Raw genomic sequence first — 15,857 nt, 5'->3', positions numbered from 1 at the left:
CCTGTTTGATGGACGCGGCACCCCGGGGGTCGCGGGCCGCGCAATCGTGCAGAAGCGCCAAGGCACTGCTGCCGTCATATCGATCTCCGGTATCCTCCCATGGTCCCGAACCGCTGATTTCAATCGATACGATTTCATCGTCGGCGACTGTCACGTCTCGGAACGCGCGAAGGGTGTGGCTCTTTGCCATAACTGTCAAATGCGATCTTTGATGGTTGCTATACCGGGACTGATATATGTTGGATCCAGGAACACGATATTGGCGAGTTAGGGGCATTCATGGCGACATTGCGCAATCCCGGTGGAATTTCAGAGGGTTACAACGAGCTGCCCGGTGACGGCGAGACCCTGCTGCGCAGCGGTCTCAGCCTGCGTCACATGCGCATGATCGTGGCCTTGGACGATCACGGTCGGGTGAGCGCGGCTGCCCAGGTCATGAACATCTCGCAACCGGCGGCTTCGCGCATGATCGCCGAGATGGAGGCGGTGCTGGAGGTCAAGCTGTGCGAAAGGCTGCCGCGTGGCGTCGCGCTGACGCCCTACGGCAAGGCGCTGGCGAGGCGTGCGCGCTCGATCCTGCTGGAGATGCGCGAGGTCGATCGCGAGATCTCCGAGCTCAAGGCGGGCAAGGGCGGTTCGGTGTTCCTGGGTGCCGTGACGGCGCCGGCGATCGAACTGGCGGTGCCGGCGATTCGCGAAATTCGCCGCATCTATCCGCGCATCGAGATCACCATGCAGGTCGAGACGTCGAATGTGCTGGCGCGCGAACTTATTGCCACGCGCCATGATTTCATCATTGCGCGCATTCCTGACGACCTGAACCCACGACTGTTCGAATCCCGTGTCATCGGCGTCGAGAAAGCCTGCCTGATCGTGCGCCGCGGCCACCCGCTCACCAGGGGCAGCGTGGTGCGGCTGGAAGATACCGCCGCCTATGACTGGGTCTTCCAATCGGGCGGTTCGCCCTTGCGCCAGGCGATGGAGAGCAATTTCCTCAACCGCAACATCGCGCTTCCGGACCGCATCCTCAACACCAGCTCGCTGCTCTTGACGCTGGTCATGGTCGCGCAGTCCGACGCCATCGCCCCGGTCTCGATACAGGTCGCGAAATTCATCCAGAATCCCGACGGTCTGGCCGGCGCTATCGACGTCGTCCAGACCGAGTTCGACATCGAGGTCAGGCCTTACAGCCTGATCACGGTCAGGAATCGCGTGCTGTCGCCGGCCGCCAAGATGCTGCACGATTTTATCCTGCGCGAAGTGGGATGATGGAACGCGAATCGAGCTCGCGCGTTCAATCCAGTCGGCATGCTTGTTGGAGCCCGTTTGGGCGAGGGAACGAGGCGCCGGCGGTCAACAATTCTGGAGGCTTTGATGGAACGTCGGTTATTTCTCACTGGAATGCTTGGCGTTGCGGGGGCAGTTGCGTTTGCAGGCGTCGCCGGACCCGGCCGCGCGGTTGCCGGTATTCCCCAAGGCAACGGTAACGGAATTCTCGATGAATTGGACAAGCCGGATCCGTCTGTCTTCGAGAACGACGACCAGATCGAGGTGGAGCAGGTCTCCCATCGCCGTTGGCATCGTCGCTACTATCGCCGTTACCGCCATGGCGGACGACGTCGCGTCTGGAGAAGGGTCTGCCGTCGTTATTGGCGCCATGGCCGTCGCCGTGTCCGCTGCTGGCGTGAGCGCGTCTGGGTCGGCATCTGGCTGTAACGGACCGCGAGTTGAAGGCCGGCCACCGCTGCGGTGGCCGGGTGCCTTGTTGATTGGGGACGTATGCAGGGGCCAGACCTGTGTGTCGCACCAGCGACGGAATTGGCCGGCCTGTTTAGCCTAAGACTGCTTAGCCGAAGATCGAATTGACGGAATCATATTAGAGACTACTAATTGGCCTGTTGTTAGACGGAGGTGACCATGCCGAGGAGCCATCGAGGCGCAGAACCGTATCCCGCAATGCCGGCCATACGCTTACAGGCAGGGGGCAACCGGCACGCATGAAAGGTGTGGCGATACTGACCGAGGCCCGTAGCGGCTCCGAATGGCTTGGCAGCCTCGCAAACAGCACCGGATTGTTAGGCAACTCGGCCGAATGGCTCGACACGGCCAATCTGGGTTTCAAGCCGAAATCCTTCGATGAACTCCTGTCTGCCGTCATCGATCGCGGCGGGACCGCGAATGGCAGGTTCGCCGTAAAACTGTTTCCACGCCACCTTCACTGGTCGCAGGCGAAACATGGAGCCGACTTCCTTGCCGAATGTGTCCGGCGCCATACCATGGGTTTGATCCTGCTGGAGCGGCGGGACCGCCTTCGACAGGCGATTTCCTACTGCCGGGCAAAGGCGTCTGGCGGTTGGAGAAGCACGATGGACCGCGCGGATCTGGTTCCGCAATACGACTTCGCCGGTATCTGCCGGGCCTATTTCCTGATTGAGCAGAGCTATGCCTTCTGGGAGGCCTACTTGCGCCTCGCCGATTTGCCCCACGACCATTTCTTCTACGAAGATCTGCTGGATGATCCTCGTCCCTACGTCGCATCGGTTGCCCGGCAATTGTCGGTTGAGATGCCCGACTGCGAGTTCAAGACGAATTTGCGGTTGCAGCGGGACACGCATACCGAAGAGTGGGTGGAGCGTTTCCAGGACGACGCCCGATCGGGAGACGTGCTGGCCCACCTCCCCGAACAGGTGGCGCCGCGCAACTTCGAGAACTTCACCCGGTTCCTTCTCAAGAAGCAGATGCGAATAGGCCAGGCTTAGACTTGCCTGCGGCGCCCACTGGTTTCCGGAGCCAAATCAGGCGCAAACCCTTCGGACATATGCTGGAGCGGGTAGCGAACTCGCGCGTTCAGCTTGGGAAGCTAGCCCTTTCGACCGGATTCCAACGACTTTCGTGTAAACTCGGGCAAATAGCGCTTGTTTGAAATCAATGGGTTACCGTAGAAATGTAAAACCGTCGGACGGTTAGAATGCCGCGGTTCTTCCCAGCGCAAGGGGTCAGTGGCCGTCGTGATCGGCAACCAAGTTGCAGCGTCCATCCGTCCCGAAAAACAAACCTCTGCCGGCCCCCTCTTTCCACCAACCATTTCCGGAGGCAGAGCGACGCAGACTGACCACGCCGAAACGCCACGCGCTCTTGTCGCCCTGGTAGGGCTGCAAGGAGAATAAATCTTCGTAGTGCGGCACCGGCCAGGTGTGATCCAGCACATCCCAGTCGCCTATCTTCCCACCAAGCCACATATCAAAATGATCTCGAGTCTTTGTGGCGGGCGGATTCGGATAGAGGGCAATTAGATGGGCTGTTCCGTCAGGATCGAGCTTGGCAGGCAGCGATTCGACAATTTTTCGAAGCAGGTCGGTCCCTTGCACTCCGCCGCTCCAGAAATTGTCTCCTGGTTGCGCTGCACTATCAGGAGCGTAAGGAGGATTGGCCAAGAGGAGATCGCATGTTCCCTCGATTGAGTTGAACAAATCGCTTAAAATAAACTGTGCGTTGCTTTTGCCGTTAAGCATTGCATTGAACGTTGCAAATTCAACAGCGCGCGGATTGACGTCCGCGCCGATAACCGACGAACAATGATCTGCGGCCAGTATCGCGTGAATACCGGATCCTGTCCCCAAATCGACTGCCCGCCGTCGTGGACTTCTTTTGACCAAGCCGCCGAGAACAAAGCTCTCTCCCCACAACCACATGACCTGATTGATTGTGGAATTCTTGGCAGGATGGTCCGTTACAATGTAGCTGCCGTAGCAAGGAAATAAACACGCGTTCGCTTGCAGGACTCCGCCCGCACAGTCGGTCAAGAGGCCCATATCAAGCGCTGTATCGACGAACCTCGACGTAAGCTGTTTGGCAAAGAGGTTCGTGTTGACCTGACGGCCATCAATAAAGAGCGAAATAAGATTGTCGATGGGATCGTTTGCACGAGCGACCCAGTCGGGTCTCATCGAGGCCCAGAAATTAACACCTAGGCGAGGAAAAACCCCCAGTCGCTTTGCGCAACTAGCGAGGTCAAAACTGCAACTGCGCAATTCGCTCACAAATTGCGTCATTCGTTCAGGTGCCACCGGGACCGGTGCAGCAACTTCGCGACAAATCGTCTGCAGTGTCGAGCTTGCTGGCTGTTCGGATCTAGCTGGCGGCGCTTCAGCCAAATGACCTGGCGGCGTATCCGCTTGCAGGAGGGCAATTATCTCATCTTTCTGATCGACAAGTGCCGATTTCAATTCCGCGTCGATTGCACCCACAGGAGCACTGCATCTAAGCCGGGACCCTTCTACCCATAGGTTCACCTTGCGGCTACGCAAAATTGTTAGAAGCGTGCTGACGTCCATCATAGAGTGTTCCTGATACTGAACGTTACCTTCGAAGGATGAAGCCTGGCCGCCGCTTCCTGGCGTCCTTTCGCCAGCGATCAGCCTGGTCGGCACCTTGATGACGCTGGACTTTGCCCACGCCCCTTGCTCCCAAAGGAAGAATGCTTCCAAAGTGGCAGTGAGTCCAGATAAGTTTAGCTGCGGCTAATGGGGAGGGTAAGCGTGATACGCCGTTGGACTAATTGCCCTTATGTGAGTTCCAGCTAATTTGCCCTGCGACGGGAATTCAAACCCTACTCCTCGTCAGCCTTATGACACTTAAGCCCGCTGGCCCCCTGGCGGGCTTTTCTGTGCCCGGTCGACGGCGGTTTTATTTGACGGGCGGCACTGATCGGAAAACCAGCACATTGGGGCCGAACTCCCTCACCCAAGCCTCATCCCTGGCGCCGCTGCGGTAGGAGCTTCGACACAATGCCTTCGAGGCCTATCCGCTCGGCCGCCGCGAAGAACTCGGCGCCACCGCCTTCAAGGTACTGGCTGTACTGGATGACGCCGTCGGCGGGCTTTACCAGGTCCCACAGAATCACCTTGCGCTCGATCACCGGCAGCGGGCGCGGATCCTCGCCATCCTTGTGCAAGATGTCGAAGGCGACGAAGGCAAGCAGCTCGGCATTCCATGCCAATGCGCGATTGCATGGCGTGAAAGTTCGGCCGGCCGTCCGGCTCGGGCGCGATCATCTCGCCGTCGAGGATCAATGATTTCGCCGGCAAACGCCCGGCCGCCGGCCCAGTCGAGCACCAGCTGGGTGCGGTCGTCGTCGGACGCGCGCTGTAGCGTCCAAGAGAGCGACTCGACCAAAAGCGGAACGAAAGCGGTAAAACTGCCTGTAAAAACCACCCACTTTAGCTTGCTCCAAATCAGGCGCAAACCCTTGCGGCATATGCTGGAGCGGGTAGCGGGAATCGAACCCGCGCGTTCAGCTTGGGAAGCTGACAGGCTACCATTACATCATACCCGCGCAGCAGCCTCGTTACCATGAGGATTAGCCTCCGGGCAATCGCAAACCGGCTCCTGTCGCAAGTTGCGGCGGTTCAGCGGGTCCATGGCCCGCGGATTGCACTTTTGCCTTCGCGACTTCGTTGCTCGCGGCAAAGCTCGGCCAGTATTTCGAGATGGCGAGCGCCGCTCCGGCGGTCGAGAAATGGCCGTAGTCGAAGTAGAGAAATTGCCTGGTGCCTGCATCGGCGTAGGAACAGCCGGCCGCGTCACACAGATAGGCCAGCGGGTCGATGAAATCAGCGCCTTTGACGAATGGCAGCACTCGCTTGTTGATGTCGGGATCCATGGCCATCGGCCAGGACGTGTTCGCGGCATGCTCCCGCGTTGCGAAGAAGGCGATTTTCTGGACGTCGGCGACGAATTCCGGAGACTGGCCGATGACATAGACCTTGACGCCCATTTCGCGAAGCCGGTCGACTGTCTTCTGCAGGCCATCGAAGCCCCTGATCTGGTAGTCGCTCCAACGGCCGCTCAGGATGACCGCGTGGACATTGGCGTCCCGGATGATCGACAGGGCCCGTTCGTTGAAGCGGGTGCAGGCCGGCCGGGCATAGGAAAAATAGCTCAGGTCCGGTGGACAGCCGGCATAGGTGTATTGGATGACGTTGGCCTGGACCTTCTGCGCGTTGGCGTCGAGCCCCGGAACATAATGGGCTGCAAAGGAATCGCCCCACAGCAGCACATTGGTGGCAAAGCCCTGCGTGCGGGTGCAGTCGGCAAGGTTCCAGGTCTCGATCCGGGTCTCGCCTTCATTGAAACAGACGCCGTTGCGCCAGTCGCCGACGCGAATCCGTTCGGTCGAAAAATCCGGGAACCGTTGCGGAAAACCGTTGCCCAGCGCACCAGTCAGGCCAACGGCGCACAGCAGCGCGATCGCCGTCGCTGAAAAGGCGAAGATGGGCAAGGGGGCGGTGAACGCCCGTTTCTGGCGAAAGGGTTGCTCGACATATTTCCAGGAGAACGTCGCCAGGGCGAAGCTGGCCACCGTCATCGCGACGATCGTCGGCACGCCGATGGCCTTCAGGGAGAGATAGTGGACGAACGAGTTGATCGGCCAGTGAACCAGGTAGAGCGAATAGGAAATGAGGCCGACCCAGACCAGCGGGGCGAACCGAAGCACGCGGGTGGCAATGGGTGCCGGCCCTTCCGCGCCCGCGCGGTCGGTGCCGGCATAGATGAGCAGCGCCGTTCCAACGCAGGGCAACAGGGCATTGTAGCCCGGAAACGGGTCGCTTTCCGAAATCGTCAGGAAACCGGCCGCGACAAGGACAAACCCGGCCAGGCCGATCAGTTCCATCGCCAGCCGGCTGGCAAGCGCCGGAGGCCTTTTCAGCATCAGCATGGCGCCCAGCGCCAGTTCCCAGATCCGTGTCGGCAAGAGATAGAAGCCGGCGGTCGGCGCCAGCGTGGTTGCCATGACCGCGACGGCAAAGCTGCCGATGGCGATCGGCAGCAATATCGTCAGCCAGCGTTTCGAGGCATAGCGGTAGATCAGATACACAAGGATCGGAGCGAAGATGTAGTACTGCTCCTCGACCGAAAGCGACCATGTGTGCAGCAGCGGCCGCAGTGCGGCATCGATGGAGAAATAGTTGGTCGTCTTCCAGAAATAGATGTTCGACCAGAAGGTCGAGGCCGCGATCACGCTGAGGCTGAATTCGTGTAGATCCGTCGGCAAAAGGATGAACCAGGCAGCAATGCTCGCCAGCACGATGACGAAGGTCAGCGCCGGCAGGATGCGGCGCGCACGGCGCCAGTAGAAGCGGCCGATCGAGAACTGGCCGCGCTCGAGATCGTCGAGCAGGCTGCCGCTGATCAGATAGCCCGATATGACGAAGAAGATGTCGACCCCGGTAAAGCCGCCGGGAATGGCGGACACGCCGAAATGGAAGAGCACGACGGGCAGCACCGCGATCGCCCGCAGACCGTCGATGTCGCGCCTGTAGTTCATTTGACCGGTCCGGATGATGGGGTCGGCGGTGTTGGCTTGCCGCAGCTTGCTGCATCGCTCATGCGGCGACGTCCTGATATTGCGAAAAATCCCAGTTTGCTGGTCGCACAGATCTACCCTCTGTCGCGCAACTTTGCTGCACTGCAACATCGGTGTCAAGGCAAACCGGTGTTCGATTGATGAAGCCGATTGGCCCAGGCGTTGAAAGATCGGCGTTGAAAAATCGCCGTAAAAATCAGCCGCCGGGCAGGTAGATCACGGCATAGTCGTCCGCATACGCCCGCTTCCAGCCCAATTCCGCGAAGAACGGGATGCGGGTATCGTCGGCTGTAAGCAGCGCCCAGCCAACAGCGTATTTTTTCAGCTGGGCCTCGAGCAGCGGCTTTCCGTCGCTCTTGCCCGTTGCCTCATCGGCTTTCGTGAATCCGCCCAGGAACAGCTGGTCCGTCCTCCCGTCGATATAGGTCTTGATGTCATGGAAAATCAGCGTGCCGCCGAAATTGTAGGAGTTCAGCACGTTGCCTGTGAGGTGGTGATCCCCGGCGAATGCCAGGGCGCCGCTGGCCGATGTCTTCGGGCTCGGTGCGACCTGATAGGCGCTGCCGAGGATCAACACCGCGCCGACCAGCAAGACAGCCATGGTGCCGCAGAGCGCATGGAATCGGCTGGCGAAGAGCCTTTCCAGTCCGTCACGTTTTTCCGCCAACCAGGTCGTGGTTGAGAGCGAAGGATACTGCCATGCGACCTCGACCGCGATCACCAGGGGGATCAACAGGAAAGGCAGATACACAAATCGCATATGGGTGAGATAGACATGCACGGCGAAGACGATGAACAACGCCTTGGCCCAGCCGATCCGGAGCCTCGATACCAAAAGCCCGAAAAGCGCCAGCAGCATCACCGCTTCCTGGAAGAGGTGCTCCTGGGCATTGAATGGGCGCCACTCCAGGATGAGCGGCACCGCCTCGTTGCCATAGGCGACGGTGAACGTGGCCAGGATGGCCTTCACCCCATAGGGATGCATCAGGCTGACCAGAGGGCAGAGCAATCCGAACGCAACCCATTTTGCCAGAAGCGCCGGCTTCGACAGGCCGATCCGCGACAGCAGTTCCAGTCCGGCGAATCCAGCGATGACGTAGCTCAGGGTGAAGGTGGCGTGCAGGTTCGCCCACAGGATGACAAGCACGAGCAGCCACAGAGGCGGAGCTTTCTCTTCATGCGCGGCGCGAAACAGCATTGCCGTCCAGACGACGATGATCGGCAAGGTGAAAACGTGCGGGCGCGCCGTATAGATCGGAGCGACCAGGAAAGCCGCTGTGAAGGCCAGGGCTATCGCCAGGATCGGCTTCAGCCAGGCGCTGAGGAACCATCCCATCAGGAAGACCGTCAGGCCGACGGTGGCGATGATCAGCGTGACGACGCCATTCCAGCCGCCCGCATTGTAAGCAAGGGCCAGAAGCACCTGACCCAGCCATTCCTTGGCGATCCAGGGCTGGCCGGCAAACGTATAGGAATAGGGGTCGACGGTTGGAAACGTCCGGTTTGCCAGGAAGTCCAGCCCGACCTTCACTTGCCACCAATTGTCGGGATCCTGCAGGATCGCGCCGGCGAAGGCGGTGAGCACATAGGCCACGACGCAGGCGCAGAGAAGGCAGAATATCAGCCTGATGCGTTGCGCGTCGTTCAGTGACGGGGTAGCCGTCACGATTGCAGCGGCCTGGTTCATGTCGCAACTCCGGGTGACGGCGTCGCCGTCAAGATCGCTGCGGCTTGTGTCATATCACGGCTCCAAGCGACGGTGTTGCCGTCGCGATGCTGCGGCCCCGGTCATGTCGCAACTCCGGGCCATTTCGCGTTCGTTGCGGCCACGGCATCATCCGCGCCGCTAACGAAGACGAAACGGGACGAGCCGAGATAGAAGATGACGGTGTAGAGGCAGTTTCCAGCCAGATGGGCGAACGGGTTTTCGATGATGCCGGCGGACATTGCGGCGATCACTATGCCCAGATTGGCGCTGTAGGAGACAATGAAGGTGATCGCGTATCGAACGGCTGTGCCGGGGCGAAAGCCGCCCGCGGCTGTGAATGTCCATCGGCGATTGAGGAAAAAGCCAAGGGTGAGGCCCGCTGCATAGCCTGCCGCGTTGGAAACGATGTCGCCCAGCCCCAGCCACAGCCCGGTCAGGATGAGCGTGTATCCAAGCGCCGTGTTGAGCAGCCCGACGGCGGCAAAGCGCAGCATCCGCGAGAAATCAGACGGAAGAGCCGACCGCATCCTGTCCATGCCGTTCCCGTTGCATCCGGTCGACCTTCGCCTTAACCACGCGCGGCTCTTTTCGCCATCTCCTGCAGGCGATGGACGGGCAGGTCGCTGTCCTTGGCTGGCTGGTCGCGCGAAACGATTTCGTTGACGAAGTAGAGCGGCCGCCGCTTGGTCTCCATATACATGCGGCCGAGATACTCGCCGAATATGCCGAGCACCAGAAGCTGCACACTGCCCATGATCAGCATGATCGCGGCAAGGCTCGTCCAGCCGGGCACCACGTTGCCCCTGGACCATTCGAACAGCGTATAGCCGAGCACGACCAGCCCGAGCACGCCGAACATCATCCCCAGCAGCGAGGCGAATCGCAAAGGCACGATCGAAAAGCTGGTCATCGCGTCGACCGCCAGAAGAACCATCTTCTTCAACGGATAGTGGGTGGTGCCGGCAAAGCGCCGGTGTCTTTCATAGGGGAAGGCGACCTGCCTCAGCCCGATCCAGCTCACCATGCCGCGAATGAACCTGTAGCGTTCGGGCATCGCGTTCAAATGGTCCACCGCGCGGCGGCTCATCAGCCGGAAGTCTCCGGAGTCCTGCGCGATCTCGACATCGACCATCCGGCCCAGCAAGCGATAGAACATCGAGGCGGAAGCCAGCTTGAACCAGCTCTCGCCGTCGCGCTTCATCCTCTGGCCGTAGACGACGTCGAAGCCTTCATCCATCTTCGCCATCATTGCGCCGAGCAGTTCGGGCGGATCCTGGAGGTCGGCGTCCAGAATGAGGATGCGCTCGCCGCGGCAGAATTCCAGCCCGGCGCTGAGCGCGATCTGATGGCCGTAATTGCGGGCAAGGTCGATGGCGACCACATGGTCATCCTTTTCGGCCAGTCCGAAAATGGCCTCGCGGGTGCCGTCGGTCGCCCCGTCGATGACAAGCACGATCTCGTAGGAACGGCTTTGCTCGAGGCATGCGGCACTGACGCGTCGATGAAGCTCGGCCACGCCGTCACGCTCGTTGTAGCATGGCACCACGACCGACAGCATGACTGTGCGGTGCGCGCCGATTTTTCCTGTTCCCGCCAAAGCCTGGCTCCCGCTCTTGGAACGGCAATAGCGGCAATTGGTTAGAAAACAGATAAGCCGGGTGGTTCGTCGGCCAGCCGGCCACCGTCACGAGCGCACCGGCAATTCCATGCGGATGCGGGCGCCGCGCCATGTGCCGGTCAGGATCCGGATCGTTCCGTCATGCAGCAGGGCGATCTGCCGGGCGAGGTTCAATCCCAGCCCCGCACCGTGCGACTGAGGCTGCAAGCGATAGAAGGGCTCGAAGACGTTTTCGCGCTCTTCCGCGGGAATACCCGGGCCTTCGTCGCGCACCTCGATGCCTCCGGCCTCGTCGATCGCTATCGTGATCGTGCCGCGGCCGCCACCATGCTCGATTGCATTGCGCACGAGATTGGCGAGTGCGCGCTCCACCTGCAGGACGTTGACCTCGACATGAGGCTTGTTGGGCGCAGGCTCGAAGGCAAGGTCATAGCCGGCCTCGATGGCCAACGGGGCGAAGTCGGCGGCGACCCGGCTGACGAGTTCGGCGAGATCGACGACCTGGCGCTGGTCCGTCGGGCGGTCGAGCAACTGATGGTCGAGCAGTTGCTGCGCCAGGTGTGACAGCCGCTCGATGTCATGCAGCAGGCGCGCGCTCTGCGGTTCCTGCTTCAAGAGTTCGGCGCGTGTGCGCAGGATGGCGATCGGTGTGCGCAATTCATGCGCGGCGTCGGTGAGGAAGCGGTTGTGCCGGTCGTAACCCTGCGCGAGACGGGCTAGCGCCTCGTTGAAGGCATGCACCATCGGCGCGATCTCCTGCGGCACATTCTTGACCGGCAGTTGTATGGCCCGGGTGCCGATATCGATGCGCGCGGCTTGACGGACGGTTTCGACAAGGCCGGCAAAGGACCGGCGCACTACCGCCGGAGTGGTCACCAGTGTGGTGGTTCCCATGACTAGGATGATCGGTAGGAGCAGGATGAGGATGATGACCGCAAGCGCAGGCAGTGCCTTCTCCCAGTTCCTGCTGCCGTCGGAGTTCCTGGCGACGTCGACCGTGGCCGAAATGCTGAGCTCAAGGCCGTCGGTTTCTCGCGACGACCGCGTCCCGGCGATGATCTGCACAGTGCCGGCCCTGGTCGCCGCTTTTTCGAGATAAGCCTCCGGCCTCAAATCATCTTCGGAAAATCCGATGGTGGCGTGATCGGCCTCGCCCAGCAGGTCGCCAAAATTCCTGGCGTAGACATCAGGCACATTGCCGAAGCGCACGCTCTGGCCGCCGTCACGAACGATGTACCAGACATTGGGGAAACCCTCGCGAAAGCTGGCAAGCTCCTCGGTCTCATGGACGACCAGTTTGCCGTTGCCGTCGCGACCGACCGCTTCCTTAATGGCGGCAACCGCCGCCTCGTTGTCGATCAGGAGCCGCGGATTGGTGATCCACAACGCCGCCGCACAAAGCACAATGAAGATGAGCAGCGTCGCCGCCTGCAGCAGGATCAGCCGCCGGACCAGGATCCATTGCAGCGAGCCTGTGCGCGCCTTCTTCAAGATGCCGCCCTTAAAAGATAGCCAAGGTTGCGGATTGCCCGGATCTCGATGCCGGCGGCGACATCGTCGAGCTTGCGGCGCAGCCGCGAAATATGCGCATCGAGCGCATTGGAGCCGATCTCGTCGTCGAGGGCGTAGACAGCTTCCTCGAGTGCACTGCGCATGATCGTTCGCCCTGGCCGACGGATGAGTGTTTCGAGCACAAGCCGCTCGCGCCGCGGCAAGTCCAGCGCCTGTTCCTCGACCAATGCCTCGCGATGTCGGAAATCATAGGTGAGGCGGCCGACCATCGTCTGGTTGGCGCGCGAGGTGAACGAGCGCCGGTGCAGGGCATGAAGCCGCGCGACCAGTTCCACCGTGGCGAAGGGCTTGACCATGTAGTCGTCTGCGCCGGCATCGAGCCCGGCGACGCGGTCTTCGAGACCGCTCATCGCCGTCAACGCGATGACAGGCACATCCAGGTGCAAGGCCCGCAGCCGCGGTATCAGGGCGAGACCGTCGCCATCCGGCAGCCGGCGGTCCAGCACCACGGCGTCATGATAGCCCAGGCGCGCCATCGCTTCTGCATCGGCCAGCGTCGAGGCATGGTCGACAATGATATCCAGACGTTCGAGCGCGGTCCTCAGCACCGAGGCCATTTCCGGCTCGTCCTCGATCAGCAGGATGCGCATGCACGGTCTCCTTTACCCGTAACCGAACGGGGTCGTCGGCCGTGGCAATTCATTCGCATTCCAGCTTTGGCTGGCGGAAATTGGTGATGAACCAGCGGCCACCGGAAGTGCGGGCGTAGAATGTGTAGAAGCACTCCTGGCGCTCGATATAGGCGGGGGTTTCGGTCTCTTCATAGACGGTTCCGTGTTTTGTGTGGCGAACCTCGCCGCTCGACGTCCCCGAAACCGCTGACGTCGAAACCTTACGCCACTGATAGGCGCGTTCGCCCTGGCCGAGGTCGACGACAGTGGTTGGCGGGCCGTAATCCAGACTGACCGATTCAACCGGCTGCCCGACATAGTTCTTCATGATGTCGGAAGCGCAGCCTGTCAAAACCAGCACGATTGCGACGAACAGCGCCTTCGAGGTTCGAATGATATGGTCCGCACCGTGCACGAACATAGCTGATTCCCATCGTGAAAATTCATGCGCGGGACCTAGATCGCGAAGATTGCATCGACATTGCAACGAAGCACGTGAGGCAGGTCTGCCGCCTGAAAACGCGGTTGCGCGATACTCCGCATCGCGCAACCGCGTTTGGGGAAGTTTCGTTGCTAGAACCGGTAGTTGATGCCGGCCTTCAGCTCGTGGCTGCCGATCGTCGTCTTGGATATTCCAAGGGCCGAGGTCGTCTCGACACCGGGGGTGCGGACATAATCGTATTCGACCTTGGCGGAAAGTCCGCCGGCGAAGCCCTGCTCGATACCGGCGCCCAGGAGATAGCCAAGCTTCCATCCGTCGGTGCTGCTGACGTTGTCGCTTTTGTCGAACTTGGTCAGTGCAACGCCGCCGGTTCCAAACAGCAGGGTCTGGTCGAGGCTCACTCCCGCCTTGGCCTTGGCCGCACCGCGCCATTTCCCCTTGATCTTGCCGCCCCGGACATCGTGCTCGGCTCCGCCAAGATACGAACCTTCGAGCTCGGCGCCGAGCACTGCGGGGCCCATCTGCTGGTTGTAACCGGCCTGAACACCGCCGCTGAGGCCATTGCGGCCCGCAAACGGGTTTGGCATCCCCGTGAATGCCGTGCCGCCATGGACGCCGACATAGGCGCCGCTCCACTGGAAGGCTGGGGGATCGTTGTAGGTGGGCGTGAGGTCGGCGGCCATCGCCGGCCCGAGAAGGCAAAAGGCGAGGGCACCCGCCGTCAGGACGATCTTTGCTTGAGAGGTCACGTGCATTACTCCAACACGAACGCGTATCCGGCAATCGGTACGCAGGTTAATTCCCGGGAGCGCGACCGTTGGGACGGTCAGGCTCCGATTGGTGTCTTTCAGGGATGGCTGGGCGGTTCTGGAGACCGTTTTCACCGGCTGTGGTGGGGGCAGGGCGCCGCGCGATCCGTCACGTGAAAGACGTGAAGTGTCTCGCAGCTGAAAATTGCAAGCACATTGCGCAAACTTCGAAAATGACGATTTTGTGGTTTATTTTCAATAAATTAAAGCGAATTCGTTTACCGATATTTAAGAATTGTGACTCTCCTGGAGCCTTGATCACTTGTTCGAGATGGAGGTCTCCAGTGACGCGTGGGACGCTATCGAGCACGCCGCGCCGTTCCTCCGGATTCATCACTCGGTCAGGTGCTTGAGCGGTGCGGGCTTTCCACGGTCGTCGGAACATAACGCCCCTCGGCGTTCAATGCGGCAGCTTCTGTCTACGCGGGCCGCGCTGGCTTGATGGATGGCCGCCAAGCACGTATTTCTGGGCGGTGCCTGTGAGTCTGGGCATCTCAATCGGGAGACGGCCTTGTCCGCACTGACGCGTTTTCTCGGCGACTCGCCGTTCAGGGTGATCCTGAAGCTGCTGGTGGTCTCGTTCCTCGTCGGCCTTGTCATGAATGCCTTCGGCTGGTCGCCGATGGATGTCTTTTATGGCATCCAGAAGTTCTTCATGGATCTCTGGAACCTGGGCTTCCGCGCCGTCGACCGCTTCCTTGGCTATATCCTGCTCGGCGCCGCGATCGTCGTTCCGGCCTTCATCCTGCTCAGGATCGCCAACTACCGGAAGTAGGCCATGCTCGAAAAAGTTCGTCAGGCGTAGCCCGAGGCGACCTCGAACAGGATGGCGTGGCGCGCGGCAAGTGCTGGCACGTCCGTGGAATAACCGCCACCGATGACACCGCAGACGGGGATGCCGTTTGCGCGAAAATGGCCGATCACCATCTCGTCGCGGCTGCGAAGGCCGTTGTCGGAAAGCGCCAGCCTGCCAAGCCGGTCCTGCGCATGGACGTCGACGCCGGCATTGTAGAAAACGATGTCCCAATGCCGCATGGCCGACAGTTCCGGCAGGATCGCGGCGAGCCTTTCGAGATAGGGTGCATCGCCGGTGCCGTCGGGCAGCGCGACATCGAGGTCGGAGGCGATCTTGCGCACCGGGTAGTTGCGCTCGCCATGCATTGAAAAGGTGAACGCGCGCGGTTCATCGCCCAGAATGTCCGCCGTGCCGTCGCCCTGATGCACGTCGAGATCGACGACAAGGACGTTGTGCGCGGCACCCTCCGCGAGCAGCATCAGCGCGGCGACGGCGACATCGTTGAAGGTGCAGAAGCCGGCGCCTTGCGCGTGCCGCGCATGATGGCTGCCGCCGGCCGTGTTGCAGGCTATGCCGTGACGCAAGGCGAGCCGCGCCGCCAGTATAGTGCCGCCCGTGGCAAGCTGCGCGCGACGCGAAACGCGCGGGCCGATCGGAAAGCCGATCTCACGCTCGATTTTTTCCGGCACAAAACAGCCGATGACCTGATCGACGTAATCGGCCGCATGGGCAAGCTTCAGCCATGATGCCGGCGCGGGTTCCGCTGTGTTGAGCGCGCTGGTCAGGCCGCGTGCGTGCAAGGCCTCCATCAGCAGCGGATACTTGCTCATCGGAAAGCGGTGGTTGACGGCGAAGCCGGCGTCGTAGTCGGGATGGTGGACGATCTGCAGGGGCATGGACTCGGTCCGGCGGGCTCGCGCCAGACCGGGATTTCG

15 protein-coding genes and 1 tRNA gene are annotated in these 15,857 nt (G+C 60.9%); 4 read left to right on the top strand and 12 right to left on the bottom strand.

Annotated features, from left to right (window positions below; genetic code table 11):
• The first annotated feature begins 279 nt into the window (after positions 1–279).
• The 3 genes from LB577_RS03400 (at position 280) to LB577_RS03390 (ending at position 2,759) form a co-directional block, all read left to right on the top strand.
• The gene (locus tag LB577_RS03400) at positions 280–1,269 is read left to right on the top strand and encodes a LysR family transcriptional regulator (protein ID WP_224685559.1); all 990 of its coding nucleotides are present in this window, start codon (positions 280–282) and stop codon (positions 1,267–1,269) included.
• Positions 1,270–1,374: 105 nt separating this feature from the next.
• Positions 1,375–1,716: a protamine-2 (modular protein) gene (locus LB577_RS03395; RefSeq protein ID WP_224685558.1), complete on the top strand. Its 342-nt coding sequence runs from the start codon at positions 1,375–1,377 to the stop codon at positions 1,714–1,716.
• A gap of 281 nt (positions 1,717–1,997) precedes the next feature.
• Positions 1,998–2,759: a Stf0 family sulfotransferase gene (locus LB577_RS03390; protein ID WP_023768346.1), complete on the top strand. Its 762-nt coding sequence runs from the start codon at positions 1,998–2,000 to the stop codon at positions 2,757–2,759.
• A 237-nt stretch (positions 2,760–2,996) separates the two neighbouring features.
• Here the strand turns inward: LB577_RS03390 and LB577_RS03385 are convergent, their stop codons facing one another.
• The 11 genes from LB577_RS03385 to LB577_RS03335 all read right to left on the bottom strand — a co-directional run bounded on the left by LB577_RS03385 (position 2,997) and on the right by LB577_RS03335 (position 14,066).
• Positions 2,997–4,337, bottom strand: a complete 1,341-nt coding sequence (locus tag LB577_RS03385; RefSeq protein ID WP_224685557.1) for a methyltransferase — start codon at positions 4,335–4,337, stop codon at positions 2,997–2,999.
• A gap of 413 nt (positions 4,338–4,750) precedes the next feature.
• Positions 4,751–4,999, bottom strand: a complete 249-nt coding sequence (locus LB577_RS03380) for a hypothetical protein (protein ID WP_224685556.1) — start codon at positions 4,997–4,999, stop codon at positions 4,751–4,753.
• Between the two features lie 262 nt (positions 5,000–5,261).
• Positions 5,262–5,335: transfer RNA gene (locus LB577_RS03375), tRNA-Gly, on the bottom strand.
• 24 nt (positions 5,336–5,359) lie between these two features.
• Positions 5,360–7,327 (bottom strand): acyltransferase family protein, encoded by a 1,968-nt coding sequence (locus LB577_RS03370; protein WP_224685555.1) that lies wholly within the window; start codon positions 7,325–7,327, stop codon positions 5,360–5,362.
• Positions 7,328–7,562: 235 nt separating this feature from the next.
• Complete coding sequence (locus LB577_RS03365) at positions 7,563–9,053, bottom strand: hypothetical protein (protein ID WP_224685554.1); 1,491 nt, start codon at positions 9,051–9,053, stop codon at positions 7,563–7,565.
• Between the two features lie 101 nt (positions 9,054–9,154).
• On the bottom strand, positions 9,155–9,610 hold the full coding sequence (locus tag LB577_RS03360) for a GtrA family protein (protein WP_224685553.1): 456 nt from the start codon (positions 9,608–9,610) through the stop codon (positions 9,155–9,157).
• Between the two features lie 32 nt (positions 9,611–9,642).
• Positions 9,643–10,671 (bottom strand): glycosyltransferase family 2 protein, encoded by a 1,029-nt coding sequence (locus LB577_RS03355; RefSeq protein ID WP_411969185.1) that lies wholly within the window; start codon positions 10,669–10,671, stop codon positions 9,643–9,645.
• A gap of 87 nt (positions 10,672–10,758) precedes the next feature.
• Complete coding sequence (locus tag LB577_RS03350; protein ID WP_224685552.1) at positions 10,759–12,183, bottom strand: sensor histidine kinase; 1,425 nt, start codon at positions 12,181–12,183, stop codon at positions 10,759–10,761.
• The gene (locus LB577_RS03345; protein ID WP_224685551.1) at positions 12,180–12,854 is read right to left on the bottom strand and encodes a response regulator transcription factor; all 675 of its coding nucleotides are present in this window, start codon (positions 12,852–12,854) and stop codon (positions 12,180–12,182) included. The genes LB577_RS03350 and LB577_RS03345 overlap by 4 nt, the downstream gene beginning before the upstream one ends.
• A gap of 49 nt (positions 12,855–12,903) precedes the next feature.
• Positions 12,904–13,296, bottom strand: a complete 393-nt coding sequence (locus tag LB577_RS03340) for a hypothetical protein (protein WP_224685550.1) — start codon at positions 13,294–13,296, stop codon at positions 12,904–12,906.
• A 152-nt stretch (positions 13,297–13,448) separates the two neighbouring features.
• Positions 13,449–14,066 carry an outer membrane protein gene (locus LB577_RS03335; protein WP_224685549.1) on the bottom strand — a complete coding sequence of 206 codons (618 nt, stop codon included), beginning with the start codon at positions 14,064–14,066 and terminating at the stop codon, positions 13,449–13,451.
• Between the two features lie 571 nt (positions 14,067–14,637).
• On the opposite strand from LB577_RS03335, the gene LB577_RS03330 reads away from it, so the two are divergent.
• Positions 14,638–14,901 (top strand): DUF6460 domain-containing protein, encoded by a 264-nt coding sequence (locus LB577_RS03330; RefSeq protein WP_224685548.1) that lies wholly within the window; start codon positions 14,638–14,640, stop codon positions 14,899–14,901.
• Between the two features lie 20 nt (positions 14,902–14,921).
• On the opposite strand, the gene LB577_RS03325 is transcribed toward LB577_RS03330, so the two are convergent.
• Complete coding sequence (locus tag LB577_RS03325; protein ID WP_224685547.1) at positions 14,922–15,818, bottom strand: histone deacetylase; 897 nt, start codon at positions 15,816–15,818, stop codon at positions 14,922–14,924.
• Positions 15,819–15,857: the final 39 nt, after the last annotated feature.

Origin of the sequence: Mesorhizobium sp. B283B1A, assembly GCF_020165735.1 — a bacterium.
Taxonomy (GTDB): domain Bacteria; phylum Pseudomonadota; class Alphaproteobacteria; order Rhizobiales; family Rhizobiaceae; genus Mesorhizobium; species Mesorhizobium opportunistum.
This window is presented reverse-complemented; position numbering and strand designations above follow the sequence as displayed.

What these genes read in the sequence shown, in the direction of transcription:
- LB577_RS03395 (WP_224685558.1), top strand. Translation starts at nt 1,375, where the DNA reads ATGGAACGTCGGTTATTTCTCACTGGAATGCTTGGCGTTGCGGGGGCA.
- LB577_RS03370 (WP_224685555.1), bottom strand. Translation starts at nt 7,327, where the DNA reads ATGAACTACAGGCGCGACATCGACGGTCTGCGGGCGATCGCGGTGCTG.
- LB577_RS03400 (WP_224685559.1), top strand. Translation starts at nt 280, where the DNA reads ATGGCGACATTGCGCAATCCCGGTGGAATTTCAGAGGGTTACAACGAG.
- LB577_RS03325 (WP_224685547.1), bottom strand. Translation starts at nt 15,818, where the DNA reads ATGCCCCTGCAGATCGTCCACCATCCCGACTACGACGCCGGCTTCGCC.
- LB577_RS03360 (WP_224685553.1), bottom strand. Translation starts at nt 9,610, where the DNA reads ATGGACAGGATGCGGTCGGCTCTTCCGTCTGATTTCTCGCGGATGCTG.
- LB577_RS03340 (WP_224685550.1), bottom strand. Translation starts at nt 13,296, where the DNA reads ATGTTCGTGCACGGTGCGGACCATATCATTCGAACCTCGAAGGCGCTG.
- LB577_RS03385 (WP_224685557.1), bottom strand. Translation starts at nt 4,337, where the DNA reads ATGATGGACGTCAGCACGCTTCTAACAATTTTGCGTAGCCGCAAGGTG.
- LB577_RS03345 (WP_224685551.1), bottom strand. Translation starts at nt 12,854, where the DNA reads ATGCGCATCCTGCTGATCGAGGACGAGCCGGAAATGGCCTCGGTGCTG.
- LB577_RS03390 (WP_023768346.1), top strand. Translation starts at nt 1,998, where the DNA reads ATGAAAGGTGTGGCGATACTGACCGAGGCCCGTAGCGGCTCCGAATGG.
- LB577_RS03365 (WP_224685554.1), bottom strand. Translation starts at nt 9,053, where the DNA reads ATGAACCAGGCCGCTGCAATCGTGACGGCTACCCCGTCACTGAACGAC.